The sequence below is a fragment of the Caulobacter sp. GW821-FHT09A05 genome, assembly GCF_059418465.1.
Window position 1 is genome coordinate 53,279 of sequence record NZ_JBWKPX010000025.1, and the last position, 21,603, is coordinate 74,881.

Annotated in this window: 19 protein-coding genes; 7 read left to right on the forward strand and 12 right to left on the reverse strand. The window is 69.9% G+C overall.

Going from position 1 to position 21,603, the window contains the following annotated elements:
- Positions 1-2: 2 nt before the first annotated feature.
- The 3 genes from AC07NX_RS20020 to AC07NX_RS20030 are packed head-to-tail and all read right to left on the reverse strand — an operon-like array spanning position 3 to position 2,040.
- The gene (locus tag AC07NX_RS20020) at positions 3-1,166 is read right to left on the reverse strand and encodes an acyl-CoA dehydrogenase family protein (protein ID WP_494644193.1); all 1,164 of its coding nucleotides are present in this window, start codon (positions 1,164-1,166) and stop codon (positions 3-5) included.
- A 3-nt stretch (positions 1,167-1,169) separates the two neighbouring features.
- The gene (locus AC07NX_RS20025; protein WP_494644195.1) at positions 1,170-1,589 is read right to left on the reverse strand and encodes a MaoC/PaaZ C-terminal domain-containing protein; all 420 of its coding nucleotides are present in this window, start codon (positions 1,587-1,589) and stop codon (positions 1,170-1,172) included.
- Positions 1,590-1,596: 7 nt separating this feature from the next.
- Positions 1,597-2,040 (reverse strand): MaoC family dehydratase N-terminal domain-containing protein, encoded by a 444-nt coding sequence (locus AC07NX_RS20030; protein WP_494644197.1) that lies wholly within the window; start codon positions 2,038-2,040, stop codon positions 1,597-1,599.
- A gap of 160 nt (positions 2,041-2,200) precedes the next feature.
- Between AC07NX_RS20030 and AC07NX_RS20035 the strand changes: the two genes are divergently transcribed.
- Positions 2,201-3,004: an SDR family NAD(P)-dependent oxidoreductase gene (locus tag AC07NX_RS20035; RefSeq protein ID WP_494644199.1), complete on the forward strand. Its 804-nt coding sequence runs from the start codon at positions 2,201-2,203 to the stop codon at positions 3,002-3,004.
- A 207-nt stretch (positions 3,005-3,211) separates the two neighbouring features.
- On the opposite strand, the gene AC07NX_RS20040 is transcribed toward AC07NX_RS20035, so the two are convergent.
- From AC07NX_RS20040 to AC07NX_RS20050, 3 genes are read right to left on the reverse strand one after another with little or no spacing between them, the layout of a single operon-like run.
- Positions 3,212-3,778, reverse strand: coding sequence for a nuclear transport factor 2 family protein (locus AC07NX_RS20040; protein WP_494644200.1), 567 nt, complete (start codon positions 3,776-3,778; stop codon positions 3,212-3,214).
- Complete coding sequence (locus AC07NX_RS20045) at positions 3,775-4,479, reverse strand: hypothetical protein (protein ID WP_494644202.1); 705 nt, start codon at positions 4,477-4,479, stop codon at positions 3,775-3,777. The genes AC07NX_RS20040 and AC07NX_RS20045 overlap by 4 nt, the downstream gene beginning before the upstream one ends.
- A gap of 2 nt (positions 4,480-4,481) precedes the next feature.
- Positions 4,482-5,867 (reverse strand): phenylacetate--CoA ligase family protein, encoded by a 1,386-nt coding sequence (locus AC07NX_RS20050; protein ID WP_494644204.1) that lies wholly within the window; start codon positions 5,865-5,867, stop codon positions 4,482-4,484.
- A 191-nt stretch (positions 5,868-6,058) separates the two neighbouring features.
- Here AC07NX_RS20050 and AC07NX_RS20055 point away from each other — a divergent pair, with 191 nt between their 5' ends.
- The 5 genes from AC07NX_RS20055 to AC07NX_RS20075 all read left to right on the forward strand — a co-directional run bounded on the left by AC07NX_RS20055 (position 6,059) and on the right by AC07NX_RS20075 (position 12,640).
- Positions 6,059-7,222: an NADH:flavin oxidoreductase gene (locus tag AC07NX_RS20055; protein WP_494644206.1), complete on the forward strand. Its 1,164-nt coding sequence runs from the start codon at positions 6,059-6,061 to the stop codon at positions 7,220-7,222.
- 101 nt (positions 7,223-7,323) lie between these two features.
- Entirely contained in the window at positions 7,324-8,091 is a 768-nt protein-coding gene (locus AC07NX_RS20060; protein WP_494644208.1) for an SDR family NAD(P)-dependent oxidoreductase, read from the forward strand.
- 117 nt (positions 8,092-8,208) lie between these two features.
- A complete protein-coding gene (locus tag AC07NX_RS20065) occupies positions 8,209-10,317 on the forward strand; it encodes a 3-hydroxyacyl-CoA dehydrogenase NAD-binding domain-containing protein (protein ID WP_494644209.1) in 2,109 nt (702 codons plus the stop codon).
- Positions 10,318-10,325: 8 nt separating this feature from the next.
- Positions 10,326-11,438: an acyl-CoA dehydrogenase family protein gene (locus AC07NX_RS20070; RefSeq protein WP_494644210.1), complete on the forward strand. Its 1,113-nt coding sequence runs from the start codon at positions 10,326-10,328 to the stop codon at positions 11,436-11,438.
- The gene (locus tag AC07NX_RS20075) at positions 11,435-12,640 is read left to right on the forward strand and encodes an acyl-CoA dehydrogenase family protein (RefSeq protein ID WP_494644212.1); all 1,206 of its coding nucleotides are present in this window, start codon (positions 11,435-11,437) and stop codon (positions 12,638-12,640) included. Before AC07NX_RS20070 ends, AC07NX_RS20075 begins: the two co-directional genes overlap by 4 nt.
- A gap of 122 nt (positions 12,641-12,762) precedes the next feature.
- On the opposite strand, the gene AC07NX_RS20080 is transcribed toward AC07NX_RS20075, so the two are convergent.
- Complete coding sequence (locus tag AC07NX_RS20080) at positions 12,763-15,117, reverse strand: TonB-dependent receptor (RefSeq protein ID WP_494644213.1); 2,355 nt, start codon at positions 15,115-15,117, stop codon at positions 12,763-12,765.
- A gap of 240 nt (positions 15,118-15,357) precedes the next feature.
- On the opposite strand from AC07NX_RS20080, the gene AC07NX_RS20085 reads away from it, so the two are divergent.
- Complete coding sequence (locus AC07NX_RS20085) at positions 15,358-16,197, forward strand: SDR family NAD(P)-dependent oxidoreductase (RefSeq protein ID WP_494644214.1); 840 nt, start codon at positions 15,358-15,360, stop codon at positions 16,195-16,197.
- 2 nt (positions 16,198-16,199) lie between these two features.
- Here the strand turns inward: AC07NX_RS20085 and AC07NX_RS20090 are convergent, their stop codons facing one another.
- From AC07NX_RS20090 to AC07NX_RS20110, 5 genes are all read right to left on the reverse strand, one after another.
- Positions 16,200-17,579: a DUF1254 domain-containing protein gene (locus AC07NX_RS20090; RefSeq protein WP_494644216.1), complete on the reverse strand. Its 1,380-nt coding sequence runs from the start codon at positions 17,577-17,579 to the stop codon at positions 16,200-16,202.
- Positions 17,580-17,589: 10 nt separating this feature from the next.
- Positions 17,590-18,885, reverse strand: coding sequence for a sulfotransferase family protein (locus AC07NX_RS20095; protein ID WP_494644218.1), 1,296 nt, complete (start codon positions 18,883-18,885; stop codon positions 17,590-17,592).
- Positions 18,886-18,889: 4 nt separating this feature from the next.
- A complete protein-coding gene (locus AC07NX_RS20100; protein ID WP_494644220.1) occupies positions 18,890-20,128 on the reverse strand; it encodes a cytochrome P450 in 1,239 nt (412 codons plus the stop codon).
- A 15-nt stretch (positions 20,129-20,143) separates the two neighbouring features.
- Complete coding sequence (locus AC07NX_RS20105; RefSeq protein ID WP_494644222.1) at positions 20,144-21,415, reverse strand: hypothetical protein; 1,272 nt, start codon at positions 21,413-21,415, stop codon at positions 20,144-20,146.
- A 2-nt stretch (positions 21,416-21,417) separates the two neighbouring features.
- Positions 21,418-21,603 (reverse strand): adenylyl-sulfate kinase (locus AC07NX_RS20110; protein ID WP_494644223.1); only part of this gene is annotated, 186 nt, incomplete at its 5' end.

A 21,603-nucleotide genomic window follows, 5' to 3' on the forward strand; every position in this document is an offset into this window, starting at 1 on the left:
CCTCACAAGCCCAGCACGCTCGAGGCGATGATGTTCTTCTGCACCTCGCTGGCCCCGCCGTAGATCGAGGCCGCGCGCAGCGTGAAATAGTTCGACGCCGCCTCGGACGGCGCTTCGTCCTGGCCCTCGTAGGCGAAGGCGTAGCCGACCGGCCCGACCACCCGCAGCAACAGTTCCGAAGCCGCCTGCCGCAATTCGACGCCCTTGATCTTCAGGATCGACGAGCGCGGATCGGTCTGTCCGGCCTGCTGCGCCGCCAGGACCCGGAGCTGGGTGATCTCCAGCGCCCGGAGTTCGGCCTCGATCGCGGTCGCCTCCGCGGCGTGGCGCGCGCGCTCGGCCTCGGTCAGGCCTGCCTCGACGCTGGACAGGGCCTCGGCGACCCGCGCCAGGATCCTCCGGGTCATGCCGATCCGGGCGATGCCGGTCCGCTCGTTGGACAGCAGGTACTTGGCGTAGGTCCAGCCCTGGTTCTCCTCGCCGACCCGATCGCCGACCGGCACGCGGACGTCGTCCAGGAACACCTCGTTGACCTCGTGACGGCCGTCGATGGTGATGATGGGCCGGATGGTGACGCCCGGCGTCTTCAGGTCGATCAGCAGGAAGCTGATCCCGCCCTGCTTCTTGGCCGCGTTCGGATCGGTGCGCACCAGGGTGAACATCCAGTCGGCCCGGTGCGCCATGCCCTGCCAGAGCTTCTGGCCGTTGACGACATAGTGGTCGCCGTCGCGCACGGCCGTGGCGCTGAGCGCCGCCAGATCGGATCCGGCGCCCGGCTCGGAGAAGCCCTGGGCCCACCAGATGTCCAGATTGGCCGTCGCCTTGAGAAAGCGCGCCTTATGCTCGTCGCTGCCATAGGCGATCAGCACCGGCCCGATCATCGAAACATTGAACGACAGGGGCTCGGGCGCGCAGGCCGCGTACAGCTCGTCCATGAAGATGTAGCGCTGGACCGCGCTCCACCCGGGACCGCCCGCCGAGGCCGGCCAGCTGGGCGTGGCCCAACCGACGCGGTTCAGCGTCCTTTGCCAGTCGACCACGTCGGCCTTGTCCAGCGCCCGGCCCTGCTCGACCTTGCGGCGGGTCTCCGGCGACAGGTTTTCGACCACGAAGGCCCGGACCTGGTCCCGAAACGCGATGTCCTCCTGGGAAAACCTCAGGTCCATGGTTCAGCCGATCCGCACCAGGGCTTCGCCGACCAGGGTCATGGGGCCGTCGACCACCGCCGCCTGCAGCGCCAGCTTCGCCAGCCGCTCGCCGTCGCGCTCGACGATCGCCTCGACCCGGCCGGTGCAGGCGACCGAGGCGCCCAGCGGGGTGATCGCCGCGAAGCGGACGCCGAACTGGCGGACCGCGGTTGGCCCCGCCCAGTCGGTCAGCGCCCGTCCCAGATAGGCCATCGACAGCATGCCGTGAGCGAAGACGTCGGGAAATCCGGCCGACGCGGCGAACGCCTTGTCCACGTGGATCGGGTTGTGGTCGCCCGATCCGCCCGCGAACAGCGCCAGGGTCAGGGGCGTGATCGGTCCCGCCGTCAGGGTCGGCAAGGCGTCGCCGGCTTCCAGCATCGATAGGTCGTGCGCGCTCATGCCGGCCTCAGTTCCTGATCACCGCGACGCTTTTCAGCGTGGCGCAGACGATGTCGTCCTGGTTGCGGGCGAGCGTTTCCAGCACGATGAACTCCAGGGCCCCGCCCTTCTTGTCATAGATGTCGGCCACGCTCTGGCGCATGCGAATGGTGTCGCCGACCCGGATCGGGTGGTGGTGCTCGAACACCTGCTCGCCATGGAGCATCCGGGCCAGGTCGGCCTGGATGACGTCGAGCACCAGGTTCTTCTTGAACGGGCTGAGGTTCAGCAGGGTCTGGGGATAGGTGGGCGGCGTCGGGATCGTCTCATGCCCCGCCGCCCGCGCCGCGTCCGCGTCGAAGAAGACCGGGTCGGTCTCGCCGGTCGCCTGGCAGAACAGGCGCAGCTGGCTGAGCTCGACCTCGATCGAGACCTCCTCCGTCGCGGCGCCGATATGCTTGCGGTCGATCATGGGACTCCTCACGGACACGACTATCCGTTTGAATCCCATGGTCGCGGGGCGGGCGCGAGTCCGGGCCGGAGCCTATCGCTGTTGCGATCAAGCGCCCTGGACCACGCGACGTCCCGGCGACCATCGCCTAGACCAGAGGCATCGGAACAGGATCGACATCATGACGCGACTGGCAGGCCTGGTCTCCCTCATCACCGGCGCGGCGTCGGGCATCGGCGCGGCCACCGCGGAGCTGTTCGCCGCGCAGGGCGCCCGGGTGGTCATCGCCGACATCGCCCTGGACAAGGCGCAGGCCCTGGCCGAGCGACTGCGCGCCGCCGGCGGCGAGGCGATCGCGGTGGCGTGCGACATCGGCTCGGAGGAGTCGATCAAGGCCGCGGTCGCCGACACCGTCGCGGCCTTCGGCAGGATCGACGTGGTGGTCAACAACGCCGCCGCCACCGTCCTGTCGGCCACCCAGGACGGCCCACTGCTCAAGCAGACGGTGGAGCTGTGGGACACCCTGATGGCGATCAACCTGCGCGGCCCGATGCTGATGTGCCGCGAGGTCGTTCCGCACATGGCGCGCCAGGGCGGCGGCGCGATCATCAACATCTGCTCCAACTCGATGTTCCTGGGCGACCTGGGCAACACGGCCTATGCCTGCTCGAAGGCCGGCCTGGCGACCCTGACCCGCTATGTCGCCGCCCAGCACGGGATCGACGGCGTGCGCTGCAACGCCATCTCGCCCGGCTACATCCCCACCAAACCCGTCACGGACGAGCGCCGCGCCAAGCTGGAAAAGGCCCTGTTGCGCCAGAACACCGTCGCCCGCGGCGGCCTGCCCGAGGATATCGGCTGGATGGCGGTCTATCTGGCGTCCCCGGAATCGGCGTTCGTGAACGGCCAGGTCTACAGCGTCGACGGCGGCGCCCAGTCCCACCAACCGCACATGCCCGACCTGCGGGACTTCCTGGCGGGCTGACGGCCTGGGACCGGTCGGCGCCAGCCGAAGACCACCAAACCTTTCGTCATTCCCGCCCTTGTGGCGGGAGCCCCTGGTTTAGCTGACACGTGAGACGCAAGCGACGTGCCGAGCACGTCGCCCCCTATTGCACCTGCGGCCGACAGAGGGGTTCCCGCCACAAGGGCGGGAATGACGGAGTTATAATATCTGAAGGTCGTACCGCCCCTAAGGCGGCCCCGGACGCCGCGTGATCGGCGAGAGGTCCGCCTCCCCCCAGAAGCTCTTCCACGTGGAAAAACGCGGCAGCATCATCGGCGGGGCGTGCTTGGGCGTCGGCCCGGGCCACCGCGCGAAGTCCGCGTCCTGCGGCCGCTCCAGCATGTCGCAGCTATAGAAGAAATCCTCGATCCGCCGGGCGAAATACCACACGCCGTCCCGCCGTTCGTAGGTGTCGAAATAGCAGATGGCCTGGACGATCCACTGGTCGCCGAACTCGTGCTCGGCCCGGCAGTAGACGCGTCCCTCGGCGACGTCGCCGTCGATGCGGTCGATGGCGTGGCCGGTGATCGTGTGGACCGTCCGGTAGAAGTCCCGCACGGCCGGTTCGATGAAGCCGCGCAGGGCTTCTCGCCCCTTGCCCCGCCGGCCGCAGTCGATGTCCTCGACGAACATGCCGAGCCATTCGTCGATGTCGCGCCGGTCGACGGCCATGGCGTAGCGGACGGCCAGTTGCTGGATCGCCAGGTGGGATTCGATGCGGTCCAGCCGCTGCAGGACGCTCGCCTCGGTCATTCCCCGTCCTCGAGGCCGACACGGCCGTCGGCGACGCGCCCTCGAAAGCCCGTGTCCAGGCGCTGATAGCGGGCGGCCCGGCCGGCGCCCGAGGTCACCAGGATACGCCCGTCCTCGTCGGTCTCCAGGGTCCATTCGGCCGTGTCATAGGCCGCGTCCTCGCCGGGCGCGGCGATCAGGATCAGGGGGCCCAGCAGGGTCATGCGGTGCGGGCGCAGGTTCAGGGCCTCCAGCGTCGCCGCCGCGCGCCCGCGCGCGCCGACGACCGCCAGGTCGCCGAACACCTGGCCCGCGTCGAAGCCGAACATCGCCAGGCCCTCGAGCGTCTGCGGGCCGACCCCGAGCACTGCGTGCAGCGGGAAGCGCCGGACGTACATCTCCACGCGCCCCGCGTCCCAGGGCGTGGCCATGCCGTTCATCACCTGCGCGCCAAGCCGCATCGCGGCGAGGTAATAGGGCCAGAACTGGCCGCACTCGCTGTAGTTATGCACCAGGTCGATCAGCGAGCCCGCCCCGACGCCGAGGGCGCGAAGCCGTTGTTCGGCCCAGTCGACGTCGGCCATGACGTCCCGGTTCGACAGCGGATAGTGAACCAGGCCGCCGGCCATGGGCGCGCTCCCGACGCCCCAGATCGCGTCCGGCGCGTCGAAGGTCAGGGCGGCCGAGGTGACGGGCGGGGCATCCAGCAGGGCGACGGTCATCCTCAGGCCTTTGCGACGCGGGGGATCTTGTGGGGCGGACCCAGCTTGATCAGTTCACTGTTGGGGGTCAGCTCGACGCGCGGACGGACCTTGATGCGCGCCTCGACCTGGTCGGCCACGCGGCGGGCGACGTCGTCCAGGTCCGGCTGGCCGTCATAGCCGACGCGCAGCTTCAGCTCGGTCAGCTCGCGCCGCGGACGAATGATCTGGAACAGGGCGGCGGCGGTTTCCGGCACCTCCTCGACCGCGGTCCAGATATCGCGCGGCAGGATGGAGACGCCGTCGACGACGACCTCGTCGCCCAGCCGGCCCGCCAGCCACAGGCGCACGTGCTCGCGACCGCAGGCGCAGGGCGCCTTGGTGTAGCGGACGAAATCGCCGGACCGATAGCGGATCAGCGGGTCGGTCTTGTTGTGGATGGCCGTCACCACCAGCTCGCCGCCCTCGCCGTCGGCGACATGGCGGTCGCCGCCGGGTTCGAGAACCTCGACGATGGCGATATCTTCCCAGGCGTGGAACCCGTCCTTGGCCTGGCATTCCCAGATCGTGCCGGAGTCCCCCAGGCTGGAAAACTCGAACACCTTGACGCCCCAGCGGTCCATCGTCCGCTGCATGCGCGGTCCGATGGGCTCGCCGCCGTAGATGCAGGCCTTGAAGCTGGAAAACAGGTCGACCATGTCGATCCCCTTCTCCCGCTCCAGCCGCTCCAGGCCGTAGATGACCGGCGAGGACAGCATGAAGAAGATGGTCGGCCGGTACTTCAGGATCCACTCGACGGCCTGCTCGACCTCGTTGGGATCGTGGTTCAGCATCAGCGGGATGGCCCCGGCGGCGCGGGTGATGCGATGGGCCACGCCGCGCAGCACCGTGCTCAGCTCCAGCACGTAGTCGCCGGGACGCAGGCCCAGATGCCAGTATTCCCGGGGGGTGAAGGGGCCTTCATAGGGCCTGTTCCAGCGCTCGGCGAACAGGGTCGGATCGCCGGTCGTGCCCGAGCTGGACCCGATGTTGTGGATCTCGGTCCGATCGACGCAGAGCACCCCGCCGAAGGGGTCGTCGTGACGGTCGCGGAAGTCCCGGAGCGTGTCCTTGTCCATGAACGGCGCGCGGGCCTTGAAGTCCTCCAGGGAGGTGATGCTCAGCGGGTCCACGCCGGCGGCGCGCCACACGTCGCGCACGACCGCCGACCGCTCCGCCACCCAGGCCAGCTGCTCCAGCAGCTTCTTTTCCTGCAGGGCCTCGATCTCGGCCCGCGAGGCGGTTTCCACGGCGTCGAGGAACGGCTTGTCGCTCCACTTGGCGACGTTCTCCCGCTGGTAGGCGACGCTGTTTCCCGACGGGTTCAGAACCATGGCGTCGGAAGGATCGGCGGCGGCGTCGTCGAGCATGCTCGGTGTTCCCTAAGGCCCGCGGGCGCGCCGTCTGATGCGGCGTTGTCGCAGAGCTATATAGTGCCCCCGCCCCCCGGTCGAAGCCAGCGGCCCGGTTGATCGGGCATGCGATAATGGGCCCGACGGGGTGGCGACCCCAGGCCGTCGACGTCACGATCCGCATCCGAGTTTCGCCCGAGGAAGACGACATGACGGCCGGTTCCGGCGACGACCAAAGCCCGCTGTTCCGGCCGTTCACCGCGGGTCCGCTGACGCTGAAGAACCGCGTCGTGATGGCGCCGATGTCGCGCTATTTCTGCCCGGACGAGATCCCGCACGACGACATGGTCCAGTACTATGCCCGCCGGGCCCGCGGCGGCGTCGGCCTGATCATCACCGAGGCCACCTATATCGGCCACCCTTCGGCGCACAGCTACGAGAACGTGCCGCGCTTCTACGGCGAGGCCTCGCTGGCGGGCTGGAAGCGCGTCGTCGAGGCCGTGCACGCCGAGGGCGGCAGGATCATGCCGCAGCTGTGGCACACCGGCAGCTTCCGCGAGATCGGCATGGCGCCCGATCGCGACGTCCCGGGCTTCGGCCCCTCGGAGAACCTCAACGCCTTCGAGAACACCACCCACCTGACCAAGCCGATGAGCGAGACCGACATCGCCGACGTCATCGACGCCTACGCCGTCGCGGCGGCCAACGCCCAGGCGCTGGGCTTCGACGGCGTCGAACTGCACGCCGCCCACGGCTACCTGATCGACACCTTCTTCTGGCACGAGACCAACCGCCGCAACGACCCCTGGGGCGGCCCCACCCTGGCGGCCCGCGCCCGCTTCGGCATCGAGGTGGTCAAGGCGATCCGGCGTCGGGTCGGGCCCGACTTTCCGCTGTCGTTCCGCTGGTCGCAGTTCAAGCAGCAAGACTATCGCGCCAAGCTGGCCCAGACCCCGCGGGAACTGGAGACGCTCCTGGGTCCGCTGTCGGACGCCGGCGTCACGCTCTTCCACGCCTCGACCCGGCGCTTCTGGGAAGCCGGCTTCCGGGACCTGTCGGAGAAGACCCTGGCCGGCTGGACGCGGGAGATCACGGGCAAGCCCGTCATCGCCGTCGGCAGCGTCGGCCTGGCCGGCGTCGCCTCGACGGCCAAGACCGCGCCGGGCCAGGTCAACAGCGCGACGGTCAGCTTCGCCGACGCCGGCCTCGACGGCGTGGAGCGGGTGGAGGCGCTGATGGCGGCTGGGGAGTTCGACCTGATCGCCGTCGGCCGCGCCCTGCTGGCCGATCCCGACTGGACGGACAAGGTCCGCGAGGGCCGGCTGGACGAGCGCATCCCCTTCGAGAAGGCGCTGCTGGCCAGCCTCTACTGATCGTCGACCGCCCCGGCGGCATCGCGCATCCGATACCTTCGGTCCGCCGCTCGCCGGGTGTAAGGCGGATCGCTATCGCCTTGACGAAACAGGAGCTTCCCATGAGTTCGCCCTTCGACCTGACCGGCCGCGTCGCCCTGGTGACCGGCGCCTCCTCGGGACTGGGGACGAGGTTCGCCCAGATGCTCGCCGCCCAAGGCGTGCGGGTGGTCGCCGGCGCCCGCCGCCTGGACCGCCTGCGATCGCTGGCCGAGGCGATCCGCGCCGAGGGCGGCCAGGTCGAACCCGTCGAGATGGACGTGGAGGACGAAGCCTCGATCAAGGCCGCCTACGACCACGCGGAAGCCACCTTCGGCACGCCCGACATCGTCATCGCCAACGCCGGAATGAACGCCCAGGGCCCCGCCACCGACCTGCCGGCCGACGACCTGGGCCAGCTTCTGCGGATCAACGTCCAGGGCGTCTACCTGACGGCGCGGGAGGGCGCGCGCCGGCTGATCGCCTCGCCGGATCCGTCGCGGGGCCGCATCATCCTGCTGGGTTCGGTGGGCTCTCTGCGGCCGCTGGCGGGCCTGACCGCCTATTCCGCCTCCAAGGCGGGCGTCGCCATGCTGGGCAAGGGCCTGGCCCGCGAATGGGCGCGGCACGGGATCAACGTCAACACCATCTGCCCCGGCTGGATCGTCACCGAGCTTAACGCCGAATGGCTGGCGGGCGAAGGCGGGCAGAAACTGATCAAGAGCTTCCCGCGCCGCCGGGTGATGACGCCCGACCACCTGGACGGCCTGGTCAGCTTCCTGAGCTCCGACGCCTCCGACGCCATCACCGGCGGTGTCTTCGCGGCCGACGACGGACAGTCCCTGGCCTAGGACGGCGGCGCTCGATCCAGACCATCGTAAGCGCGATCAGAGCCCCCGTCCGCCAGCGTTTTGTTGAGGCCGCCTTCCCGCGACGCGTAAGACAGACCGTCAGCTTCGGGAGCCTCCATGTCCGCCGTCGAATACGCCATCGAGAACGAGGTCGCGGTCCTCACCGTCGCCTACCCGCCCGTCAACGCCCTCAGCCTGGCCGTCCGCACGGGACTGGCCGAGGGGGTGGCGCGCGCCCTGGCCGACGACGGCGTCAAGGCGATCGTGGTCCTCGGCGGCGGCGCGACCTTCATCGCCGGGGCCGACATCAGCGAATTCGGCACGCCCAACAGCGCGGCCGAGCCCCGCCTGCAGGCCCTGCAGGCCCAGTTCGAGGCCAGTCCGAAACCGATCGTCGCGGCCATCCATGGCACGGCCCTGGGCGGCGGGCTGGAGCTGGCGCTGACGGCCCACGCCCGGGTCGCCGTCGCCTCGGCCAAGGTCGGCCTGCCGGAGGTCAAGCTGGGCCTGCTGCCTGGCGCCGGCGGCACGATCCGCCTGCCACGCCTGACCGGCGTCGAGGTCGCCCTGGAGGCGGTCACCACCGGCCGCCACATCGGCGCCGTCGAGGCCGAACGGCTGGGCGTCGTGGACGCCATTGTCGGCGAGCTTCGAAGCGACGCCGTCGCCTACGCCCTGAAGCTGGCGGCCGAGGGGACGCCTCCGCCGGTGCGCGACCGCGACGACAAGGTCAATGGCGTCGATCCCAAGGTCTTCGAGGACTTCCGCGCCAAGAACCGCAAGAAGTGGCGCGGCCAGGTCGCTCCCGCCCGTATCGTCGACGTGATCGAGGCGGCGACCAACCGGAGCTTCGACGAAGCCAAGGCCTACGAGAACCAGGCCTTCGCCGAGCTGATGGCCAGCGACCAGCGCAAGGCGCTGATCCACTACTTCTTCGCCGAGCGCGAGGCTCGCAAGATCCCCGACGTCCCCGCCGAGGTGAAGCCCCTGCCCGTCCGCAAGGTGGTGGTGATCGGCTCGGGCCTGATGGGCGGCGGCATCGCCATGTCGTTCGCCAACGCCGGCGTCGCGGTCAAGTTGCTGGACGTCAACGCCGAGGCGCTGGAGCGCGGCATGGCGACGGTGCGCAAGACCTACGAGACCTCGCTGGGCCGCGGCTCGATCACCCAGGCCCAGATGGACGAGCGGCTGGACCGCATCCAGCCGATCGGCGGCTACGACGACCTGGGCGACGTGGACATGGCTGTCGAGGCGGTGTTCGAGGACATGGCCCTGAAGCAGGAGATTTTCGCCCTGCTCGACAAGGCGACGCCGCCGCACGCCATCCTGGGCACCAACACCTCGTCGCTGGACATCGACCAGGTCGCCTCGGCCACCGGCCGGCCCGACAAGGTGATCGGGGCGCACTTCTTCAGCCCGGCCAACGTCATGAAGCTGCTGGAAGCCGTGCGCGGTTCGAAGACCAGCCCCGAGACCATCGCCACGGTCATGGCCCTGGGCAAGCAGATCGGCAAGGCGCCGGTGCTGGCCGGCAACTGCGACGGCTTCATCGGCAACCGCATGCTGCAGTACTATACGGTCAACGCCGAATACATGCTGGAGCGCGGCGCGACGCCGGAGCAGATCGACCGGGTGGCCGAGGCGTTCGGCATGGCCATGGGTCCGCTGGCCATGCGCGACCTGGCCGGCATGGCCCAGGCGGTCAACGTCCGGGCCGTGCGCAAGAAGACCCTGCCCGCGGACGAGCGCATGCCGGAGCTGGTCGAGCGGATGGTCGAGGCCGGCCGCATCGGCCAGCGCTCGGGGTCGGGGTTCTATCGCTACGAGGGCCGCGACCGGCTGCCGGACCCGGAAGCCATCGCCATCATCACCGCCGAAGCCCGGCGCCAGGGCATCGCGCAACGGACCTTCACCGACGAGGAGATCCTGGCCCGCCTGTTCCACCCCCTGGTCAACGAAGGCGCCAAGGAACTGGAGGAAGGCATAGCGATCCGCGCCAGCGACATCGACGTCGCCTGGGTCAATGGCTACGGCTTTCCCATCCACACCGGCGGCCCGATGTTCTGGGGCGAGCAGATCGGCCTGGACAAGGTGCTGGAGACCGCGCGCGCCCTGGGGGCCGAGAACGGCCAGACCCGTTGGGGCCCGTCCAAGCTGCTGGAACGGCTGGTCGCCGAGGGCAAGGGCTGGAAGGACGCCCCGGCCCTGATCGCGCAAGGCCTGTAGGTCCGCCCATGGCCTTCCTGCTCGACGACGACCATCGCCAGATCATCCGGGAGGCCGAACGCCGGCTGGCCGACGGTTTCTCGCCCGATCGGCTGCGCGGTCTCCTCGAGCGGACCGGAAGCCACGACGAGGTCTTCTGGACCGCATGCCGGGAGATGGGCTGGACCGCCGTCACCATCGCCGAAGAGCACGGCGGCCTGGGCCTGGGTCCTGTCGAGCTCTGCCTGGTCACCCAGCTGACGGGGCGCTTCGCCGCCGGCGCGCCGTTCCTGTCGACGAGCTACGGCGTCAGCGAGGCCCTGCGCCGGCACGGCGCGCCCGAGGTTCAGGCCAGGCATCTGCCAGGCCTGGCGGCGGGCGAGACGATCGGCGCGATCCACCTGACCGCCGCCCTCGACGGCGGCGACAGGCCTGAGGTTCGCAACGGCGCCCTGCACGGCGTCCTGGGACCGGTCGCGGCCGGCCTGCAGGCGGCCACGCTCGTCACCCTGGCGCGCGACGCCGCGACCGGGTCCGACGTCCTGGCGCTGGTCGAGCTCGACGCGCGGACCCGCCGCGCTCCGGTCCAGACCTTCGACAACAGCCGCGGATATGCCGACCTGACCTTCGAAGGCGCGCCCGCGACGGTCCTGGTCGTGACGGACGCCCGCCAGGCCGCGCTCGACCTGCTGGCCCGTGTCGCCGTCGTCGTCGCCTTCGAGCAGCTGGGGGTCGCCGAGGCCTGCCTGGAACGCGCCCGCGCCTTCGCCAACGAGCGCCAGGCCTTCGGCCAGCCGATCGGCAAGTTCCAGGCGATCAAGCACCGCATCGCCGAGATCTATGTCGCGACGGAACTGGCGCGGGGGGCCGCCCTGCGCGCGGTCCTGGCCCTGCGCGACGCCGCCGCCGACCTGGTGGTCCAGGCCGGCGCCGCGCGGCTGTGCGCGATCGAGGCCAGCGAACTGGCGGCGCGCGAGGCGATCCAGACCCATGGCGCCATCGGCGTGACCTGGGAGCACGACCTGCACCTCTACTATCGTCGAAGCCGGGCCCTGGCCCTCGAGCTGGGCGCCGCCGGGCGCTGGGAGGATGTCGTGGCTGAACGCCTCGTCGCCCGTCAGGCCCAGGGCCGGGCCGCATGACCGCCCTGTCGCCCGAACTGGAAGCCTTCCGCGCCCGCGCGGTCGCCTTCATGGATCCGCATGTCGCCGAGTTCGGCCAGGCCGCGCGCCTGGGCCTGTCCCTGGACGACGACGTGGCGCTGGCCCGGCGCTGGCAGGCGACCAAGGCGGCGGCGGGATTCGCCGGCCTGACCTTCCCGACCGCCTATGGCGGCGCGGGCCTCAGCCAGATCGAGCAGGTCCTGTTTGTCGAGGAAGAAGCCGCGCGCGGCTTTCCCTCGGCCTATTTCGTCATCAGTCTGTCGATGCCGATCCCGATGATGCTGCGCTACGCCACGCCCGAGCAGAAGGCCCGCTTCGTGCCGCCGGCCCTGCGCGGCGAGGAGATGTGGTCGCAGCTGTTCTCCGAACCCTCGACGGGGTCGGACCTGGCGGCCGTGCGCACGCGCGCCGTCCGGGATGGCGACGACTGGATCCTCTCCGGCCAGAAGGTCTGGACGACCTTCGCCCAGTACTCGGACTACGGCGTGATCGTCGCCCGCTCCGACCCGGACGCGCCCAAGCATCGCGGCCTGACCTATTTCTTCGTCGACCTGAAGGCCCCGGGCGTCACGGTCCGGCCGATCCGGCAGTTGCACGGCGCCGAGGAGTTCAACGAGGTCTTCTTCGACGACGTCCGCATCCCGGACGCCTGGCGCCTGGGCGAGATCGGGGCGGGCTTCCGCCTGGCGGTCGAGACCCTGATGATCGAGCGCTATACGGCGGCGGCCGACGAGGCCGGGTTCGGACCGCCCCTGGACGCCCTGATCGCCCTGGCCCAGGGAACCCAGTTGAACGGTCGGCCGGCCAGCGAGGACCACCGCGTCCGTGGCGTCATCGCCCGGGCCTTCGCGACGCAACAGGCCCTGTCGGCGATCCACGAGAAGTCCGTGCTGGAACTGGCCGCCGGTCGCGAACCCGGACCGGAAGGCTCGATCCACAAGCTGGTCGGCGCGCGCGGCCGGCGCGAGGTCGCGGTCTGCGCGCTGGACCTGATGGGCGCGGACGGCCTGCGGTTCGACGCCGGCGCGCATCCCCGGCCCAAGACCGACTTCGCCATGTCGTGGATGGACCAGCCGACCCTGCGCATCGCCGGCGGCACCGACGAGATGCTGCTCAACACCGTGGCCGAACGGATCCTGGGCCTGCCGCAGGACTATCGCCCGGACAAGGCGTCCACCTGAGGCGACGGTCGAGGCCGCTTCGCGGACAAAGGAAAGGGGCGGAGATCCTGTCGATCTGCGCCCCTTCTTCTTGGCTGAGACGGGTGGGGCCTGGAGGAGATCCCCCAAGTCCCTTCGCCGACCTAGAACTCGTACTTCAGGCGCACGCCGTAGGTTCGCGGATCCCCCGGGGTCCGGGCGCTGAAGCCCAGCGAGGAGAACACGTCCAGCATGGCGAAGTCGTACTTCTCGTTCAGGGCATTGTTGACGTAGAGGCCGATCGAGGCGTTCGTCCCGCCCACATTGCGCAGCTCGGCGGTCAGGTTGACCAGCTCGTAGGCGTAGGTCACCTGGGTCGGCGCGGCGCCGTCGTTGTCGACGAAGCCGTCGCTGTGGAAATAGCTGACGCCGAACGACAGCTCGCTGCCGATCTTGTCCGGGATCGTCGGCATGAAGCGGGCCGACACGCTGTAGACGTTCTTGGGCGTGCGCGAGAAGGCCGTGGCCGAAAGGTCCACGCCGTTGGGATCGATGAACTTCTTGAACTTCCCGTCGGCATAGGCCCAGAAGCCCGACAGCTCGATCGACGACACCGGCCGGAACAGGAACTCGAACTCTCCGCCCTGGACCTCGGCCTTCTGGGCGTTGGCCGTCACGGTCGTGATCGGGATCACGGTGTTGTCCTGCAGCAGCCGCTGGATGTTCTTGTACTGGCTGCTGTAGACGGCCAGGTTGGTGCGCAGGAAGGCGCCGTTGAACCGCCAGTCGGCCTTCACGCCGATTTCGACGTCGTCGACGATCTCGGGCTCGAAGGTCCGGCGCAGGCCCGCCTCGGTCGAGGCCCGGGCGCCGAAGCCGCCCGTGCGGTAGCCGTGGCGATGGGCGACATAGACCAGCTTGTTATCGCCGAACTTGTAGTCGAGGCTGACGTTGTAGGTCGGCTCGCTGTACTTGACCGACAGCGGCAGGTCGCAGTTGGCCAGGGTCGGCCGTGTTTCGGCCGTGGCCGGATTGTGGTCCTCGTCCATGGTGAAGCGGCAGGCCGTCGCCGTCCGGCTCAGGATGTCGGCCTCGCGCTTGTCCCAGTTGCCGCGCACGCCGGCGGTCAGCGACAGGCCCTCCACGCTCGGGAAGGCGTAGGTGCCCTGGGCGAACACCGCGTAGCTGGTGTTCTTCGCCTTGATCCAGGTGTTGGCCCAGCCGGGATAGGCGAAGACGCTGGTGGGCTGCACGTCGCCGAAATCGACCGCGCCGGTGACGCTGGCGCCCTGGTCCGAACCCTTTTCACGGAAGTAATAGGCGCCGGCGATCCAGTTCAGGTTGCCGCTCTGGCCGAGGATCTGGAATTCGTCGGAAAACTGGTGCTGGGCGAAGATCCGCTCGATCTCCAGCAGCGGGATCGGCAGGCCGTCGGTGTCTTCGTAGCTGTGCGATTTCACGTCGCGGTAGCCCACGATGTTCTTGATCGAGATGTGGTCGCCCAGGTCGTAGACGGTCGAGTTGGCGATGGTCAGGGTTTCGACCTTGGAGAACGACGGCGTGCCGCTGGCGGTCTTGAGCGTGCCCCGCGCCTGCTGGTCGGCCAGCATCTGCTGCAGCGTCGGATAGTTCCGCGGCGTGCGGGCCGGCGCCGAGTTGAACACGCCGTTCGGATTGATCGCGCGAACATACGAGCCCGCGCCGCCTTCGTTGGAATGATAGGCGTCGACGACCAGGGTGTTGGTCAGGGCGTCGTTCGGATCCCACTTCAGCGAGAACCGCAGCGCCTGATTGTCGGTGAAGTTGACGTTGCGGCCCAGCAGGACGTCGTACAGGTAGCCGTCGTCCTTGTTGCTCACCACGGCCAGGCGCGCCGCCAGCTTGTCGCCCAGCGGCATGTTGACGACGGCCTCGGTGTTCAGGGTCCCGAAATTGCCGATCGTGACGCCGACCGAGCCGCCGGCTTCATGGGTGGGCGCGTTGGGGATCAGCTGGACGATGCCGCCCGTCGAGTTGCGCCCGAACAGGGTGCCCTGCGGTCCCTTGAGAACCTGGACGGACGCCAGGTCGAACAGGCCGCCATTGGCGCCCTGCGAGCGCGGCGCGACGATGTCGCCGATGTAGAGCGAGACCGAGGGGTCGGCCAGGATCGTCAGTTCCTGCTGGCTCTGGCCACGGATGGCGAAGGTCGGGGTGCTCTTGTTGGCGCCCGCGCCTGGAACGATGATCAGCGCCGGCGCCTGGGTCCGAAGGCCCGACACGTTGGTGATGTTGGCGCGCTCCAGGGCCTTGGGCGGGATCGCGGTGACGGCCAGGGGAACGTCCTGGAGGCGTTCCTCGCGGCGCCGGGCCGTGACGATGATGTCGTCGACCGTGGTCACGGTCTGCTCGGCCGGTTGCGCGGCCGGCGCCGTCTGGGCGGGCGCGGCCGGCGCGGCCTGCGCGAAGGCAATGGCCGGCGCGCCGCACAAGGCGGTCGTCGCGCAGGCTAGTACACGCCAATTCCGTCGAATGCCCATCGGGCTCCCCTTCTGCGTTTCTGTCCCTGGCCGCCAGTCGTCCGGCGACGCGAGGCCCGTTCTCTTTCGGCGGGCTCTCAGCCACCCACCTTATCCCTGGCGTTGGCCTTGCCTATGTGACCCCCTGTCCTGATCGCGTCAGCGATATGCCCGGCGCGGGGGGCGCGGCGACTGGACGCGGCCGGCGCGGCGGAGAAGGCTGGAGCGGACGCCGATCCGGCGCCGCCAACGAGGCTTCCGATGGTTTCTCCCAAGGCATGGCTGATCACCGGCGTGTCCAGCGGGCTGGGGCGGGCGATCGCCGAGGCGGCCCTCGCGGCCGGCCACGTGGTCGTCGGGACGCTGCGCAAGCCCGAGCAGTTCGCCGCGTTCGAGGCCCTCGCGCCGGGGCGCGCCCATGCGCTGGCCCTCGACGTCACCGACGCCCAGGCCGTCGGGCCGGCGGTCGACGCGGCGGCCGCCCTCGCCGGCGGGCTCGACGTGGTGGTCAACAATGCGGGCTACGGGCTGGTGGGCGCGGTCGAGGAACTGACCGAGGCCGAGGCCGCCCGGGAGATGGACACCAATTTCTTCGGCGTGTTCCGGGTGGTGAAGGCGGCGATCCCGCATCTCAAGGCGCGCGGCGGCGGCGCCATCATCAACATCGGCTCGGTGGCGGGCGCGCGGGGCTTTCCGGGGATGGGGCTCTATTGCGCCTCCAAGTTCGCCGTCGCGGGGCTGAGCCAGGCCCTGGCCAAGGAACTCGCCCCGTTCGACATCCGCGTGACCGTGGTCGAGCCGGGCGGCTTCCGGACCAATTTCGGCGCCGCCAGCATGGCCTGGGCGCAGGCTCCCCTGCCCGACTATGCGCCGATGACCGCGCGCCTGCGGGAGTCGATGGAGCGCCCAGCCGTCCCCGCCCCCAACGACCCGGCCCGCGGCGCGGCGGTCGTCCTAACCCTGGCGGCGATGGAAAAGCCGCCGGTCCACATGGCGCTGGGCGCCGACGGGCGCAAATACATCCGCGACGCGCTCGACGCGCGCCTGGCCGACTACGACCTGCACGTCGACCTCGTCGAGTCGACCGCCTATCCGGCCTAGGGTCAGAGCGGCCGGGCGACCAGCGGCGGCGGGGAATAGGTCTTGTCCAGCAGGGCCGCATGCGGCCCGTACAGCCGCCCCACCACCTGGAACCGTCCCGCCGGCACGGGCAGCCAGTCCCCCAGACGGTCGGCCGGCGGCGGCGCGTTCTGGAGCAGCAGGGTGAAGCCGCCCGCGGCGTTGCGGCGGATGTCGGCGTCGCGATCGCCACGCTTGTAGCGACCCGAAGGATGCGGAACGAGCAACCGCGTGGCCGCGTCATAGACCGTGTAGGACCAGAAGCCGTCGACGGGCGGGGCCGTGTCGAAGGTCAGTTCGTAGGCCGCGACCGCCCCGTCCAGCGGCGCGCCGGCGGCGTCCGTCTCGGCGACCATGTAGACCACCTCCGAGGCGCCGGGCCCCCAGATAGCGTATCGCGCGGCGACCGCCCGGGCCAGATAGGCCTTGGGATCGCCGGTCAGGCGATCGCGCCCGCCGCGCAGGTCCAGCGGATAGACCCAGCCATTGACCGGCGTGTCGAGATTGGCCAGCCGATGCTCGATCCGGGCCAGACCGGCGGCGATCCCGGCCTGGATCGCCGCCGCCTGTCCGGGCGTCAGCGCCGAGGCGTCGAACGCCGCGCCGGGTGCCGCGCCGATCGTCGCGAAGCGCCTGAAAAGCGCCGCCTCGTCCGGATGGACGGCGGCCTGGGTCATCAGGGTGTTGAAGGTCCCGATGAACTCGGGCGACGGCTGCTCGAAGAAACCGCGCCCCCGCAGACCCGACGGGGGCGGGGCCGGAAACTCGGCCGCCGGCCGGGCCGGCGGCGGGGCGCGCCCCAGGAATTGGCTGAGCGGGATCAGGGCGTACTGGTCCTGCAGCCCATGGATGGCCGCCTCGTCGCCCGGCCCCTCGACGATGATCCGCGTGAACAGCTTGATGATCCAGCTGTCGGCCGTCACCACCTCGTCGACGCCAGGCGGCGAAGGGCCGCTCCAGTCGGGTCCGGCCAGCAGGTAGGTCCGCGCCGCGTTGCCCACGTCCAGCGTGCCGCGCGTGAAGAAGTTCATCGTGTACCAGTCGGCGGCCTGGACGTTCTGGAACCGGTGGCCCTCGAACCGCGGAACCTTCAGCACCACCGGCTCGCGGCGCAGGTCCAGCCAGGCGGCGGAGTAGAGCGTGTCGGTGTTGATCCACGGAATGACGTTGTTGAACGTCGGGCTGCCCAGGGTGCGGAAATGGGTGAACCGGCCGATCGCCTGCTTCTCCGGCGTATCGGGCCCCATGGTCTGCCGGTGGAAGAAGCCGTAGGCGATCATCATCGGGAAGGCGTAGACGTAAGCCTCCTCGGCGATGGCCGCGATCTGGTCGGACGACAGGGCGGGATCGATCGGCGAGGTCATCGGCGCGTCCTCAGCCCGCGAACCGGCGGTCGACCGGAATGGAAAAGCGCTCCTGGTAGAAGCCCAGGCGACGGCGCAGGTCGGCGACGTCCAAGCCGAAGTCCTCGGCGGCGTAGTCGTGCCCCCCATGCTTGCCCTGGCGATTGTCGTCGATCCAGGCCTGCATCGCGGCCTCGGCCTCGGGGCCCAGCGTGTCGCCGGAGGCCGCATAGATGCGCCGCACGCAGCCCAGCGGGTCGGCGATCAGGTCGGTGAACTGGATGTCGACGAAGCGCCGGTCGTCCTCGGGCCTGTCCTCGACGCCCCGGCGCAGCAGGCGCTCGACGATCGACGCCATGTCGGCCCCGACCGCATGGGGATTGGGATGGTCGTAGTAGCGCCGCCCGCCATAGGTCGTCAGGCTGGCCAGGGAGATGACGGCCGGCACGGGATCGCGGTGGGTCTGCACCAGGATGGCGTCCGGGAAGACGCTCAGCAGCGGCCTGAGCTGCTCCAGGTGCTGCGGCGCCTTCAGCACCCAGCGATCGCCGCCGCGCAGCCACTGCAGGGTCTGCAGCACGCGGCGGAAATAGCGATAGCCCTCGGTGTGGTCGAACGCCCGGTGCCAGCGGCTGTAGCGGGGCACCCTGTAGCTCCATTCGAACTGCAGCGAGGCGAAGGCGAAGATCAGCAGGCTGATGTCCTCGTCCGGCTGATCGGCCGTCAGCTCGTGCATCAGCTTCAGGTCGGGCACGACCTTGTCCAGCATGTCCAGGGACTGGCGCATGCGGACCAGGCGCGGGTCGGGATCGGGCTGCGGCGCCGTCGGATCGCCGTCGGGCAGCGGCGCCACCTGCTCCCAGAACGGCGACGAGCGCTTGGCCGGATCGCGCGACAGCAGACGATGCAGGATGGTGGTGCCGCTGCGGGGCAGGCCGATGACGATGATCGGACGCTCGACCGGCTGATCCAGGATCTCCGGATGGCGGCGCCAGAGGTCCTCGAACCGCAACCGCAGGGCCAGGAGGCCCGCCAGCTGGTTGAAGACCTGCATCCGCCCCAGGGCGTGGAGCTCGATTTCGTCGTTCAGCGAGCCGCACAGGACGGCCAGGGGCTCGTCCAGCGGGGCAGGCCCGAAATCGACGAGGCCGTCCGCCCTTCGGATCGCCTCGGCCTTCAGGGCGTCCGGTGTCAGGACAAGCGCCTCCGCCAGCGGGATCGCGGCCTCCAGGGCCGCCAGGCCCGCGGCCGTGTGCTCGGGATAGGCCAGGGCTCGGGCGCGCGCCGTCAGGGCGGCCTCCGGCGGCAGGGGCGCGGACCTCAGCATGCGATCAGCTCCAGGCCACGTCGAGGCCGGTATGGCCCCAGTACATCCAGGTGCGCACCCGCCCGCCGACGCCCAGCAGGCGCAGGTTGGGCAGGCGCTCGATCAGCCGCTCCAGGGCGATCCTGGCCTCCAGCCGCGCGACCGGCGCGCCGAGGCAGAGATGGACGCCGGAGCCGAACGACAGGTGCTGGCGCGCCTCGGGCACCGGCCGGTCGATGCGGAACTCGTCCGGAGCCTCGAACACCGCCGGATCGCGGTTGGCCCCGCAGATCGAGAACATCAGCTTGGCCCGCTCGGGAATGTCGTGGCCATGCATCCGCGTCTCGCCCAGGCTGGTGCGGAAATGGGCCAGCACCGGCGGGTCGAAGCGCAGCGACTCTTCCACCGCGTTGTCGATCAGCGACGGATCGGCCTTCAGCTGTTCCCACCGCTCGGGCGCCTCCAGCAGCCGCCGCAGCAGGTGGCCGATCAGGTTGGTGGTCGTCTCCTGGCCACCGGTCAGGAAGGCCAGGCAGATGTTCAGCATCTCCTCGTGCGTCAGCCGCCGTCCCTCGACCCGCGAGACCAGGGCGCGCGACATGAAGTCGTCCGGCAGCACCGCGCCCAGATGCGACAGGTCCGGCTCGTCGATTCCCGCCGCGGCCAGCAGGGCCTGGCGCTGCTCGATCAGCATCGTGAAGTGCGGATAGATCTCCCGCAGCACCGTCTCGTAGGAGCCGGGCTCGGGATCCTCGAAGGTCAGGAACTGCAGCGTGTCGCTCCAGCGCTTGTAGTTCTGGTAGTCGGCCTCGGGCGCGCCCAGCATCCGGCACATCATCCGGGCCGGCAGCGGCAGGGCGAACAGGCTGTAGAAGTCGCCGCGCCCCTCGGGGATCGCCAGCATCGCGTCGACCAGCTCGTCGACGATGGCCTCGATCTTCGGGCGCCAGGCCTTGACCATCGGCGGGGTCAGGCCGCGCTGCACCACCATGCGGAACGCGGCGTGAAAGGCGCCGTCGGTCTTGAAGCCGACGTCGCTGATCGAGTCCTTCATCGCGTTGCCGAACCGGAACGACCAGATCGGATTTCCCTGCAGGATGTCGGTCTTGATCTCGGCGTGGTCGCTCAGGACATAGAAGTCCGGCCGGCCGTCCTGCGCCGGCTGGTGATGGAAGGGACAGGCGGCGCGCAGGGCGCCATAGGCCGCGCCGGGATCGGCCAGCGCGTCTTCCTCGAACGGATCGAAATGGATGTCAGACGCCATGGTGTCCTCCTGAGATCAGTCCAGCCGCCGCGCCAGTCCGGCGGCGCGTTGCGCCAATTGTTGCCTGCGTTCCGCCGGCGTGACCCGGCGCATGTCGGTCGGCAGGACGCTGGCCAGCTGGTCCAGCCTCACGACGCGCGACCCTCGCACCGAACGCTCGGAATCGAACCCGCCGTCCGGCAGGCCCTGCCAGCGATGCAGCATGGTCCCCTGCTCCAGCCCCGCCGGATCCAGCCAGTTGTGGACCCCGGGGTCGGACAGCGAGACGACATAGGTGATCGTCCCGTCGGCCGAGCGATGGGCCTGGCGCCGGTTCAGGCTGCTGGTATGGGCGCCGTAGTCCATCGACGCGCCCCAGGGATCGGCCAGCTGGACGCCCAGGTACCTGGCTCCGCACGGATCGATCGTCACGACCAGGGCCTCGTCGACGGCCAGGCGGAAGCGGGCCTCGCTGGTGGCTTGCTGCACATAGGAGAAGTTCTTGGCGCGGCCCTTGGCGACGGCGTTGAACGGCGTCCCGAACCATTGGGGCATCAGGCGAAGCCAGTAGTCGATGGATGCGCCGACGGCTTCGATCGCCTTGGCGACCAGCTCGTCCTCCGTAGGCGCCGTCACCTCGGGTCCGGCCGTGCGGGTGACGGCCAGGGAGACCGGCGTCTCCACCGCCCAGTCCTGCAGCGAGTCCCGCACGAAGATCAGGCGGGCGGCGCCGGGCCGGGTCTGGAGGTGGTTGGCGCGATCGCCGGCCGCGTCCGGACCGACGGTGAAGCTGAACCGGCCGTCCGCGTCCTTGTCCAGCTGGTCGAGGAGCAGCACGCCTTGCGACTGGCTGTCGACGCCCGCGCCCGGATAGGCGTTGAACAGGGTGAAGCTGACATCGGCGCCGGGACGGTCGTTGACCTGGCCATCGACGCGAAAGCCGCTGACGTCGTCCACGGCGATGACCCGGTAGACGTTGTCGGGATTGTCCACCCCGTGCCGCGTTCCCGGCACGCGCAGCCCGCCCCGATCATGCGGCAGGTTCAACGTCCAGAAGGGCCACGCGCGGCCGACATCCATGGCGACCACCGACACGACCGCGCTGAAGGCCATCTCCTCCAGGTTCAGCGCCAGGGTCGCCCGGCCCGCCGGAGTCCCGGCCAGCGGGTGGGCTTCGAAGGCCGCGCGCTTGGCGCGGACCGCCGCCTGGACCGTCGGATGGGCGAACAATCGCACCGCGTCGGCCTCGATCGCCAACTGGCCGGGTCCGTTCAGCACCGATCGCGCGGACAGGTCCTGGGGCTTCATCGTCACACCTCGTAATCCAGCTCGCCTTCCAGCCAGGCGACGATGCGTTGGGCGGCCTGGACGGGGTCGGTGGTGGTGGTGTCGATGCGCAGTTCGGGGTGTTCGGGGGCCTCGTAGGGGCTGTCGATGCCGGTGAAGTTCTTCAGCTGCCCGGCGCGGGCCTTCTTGTAGAGGCCCTTGACGTCGCG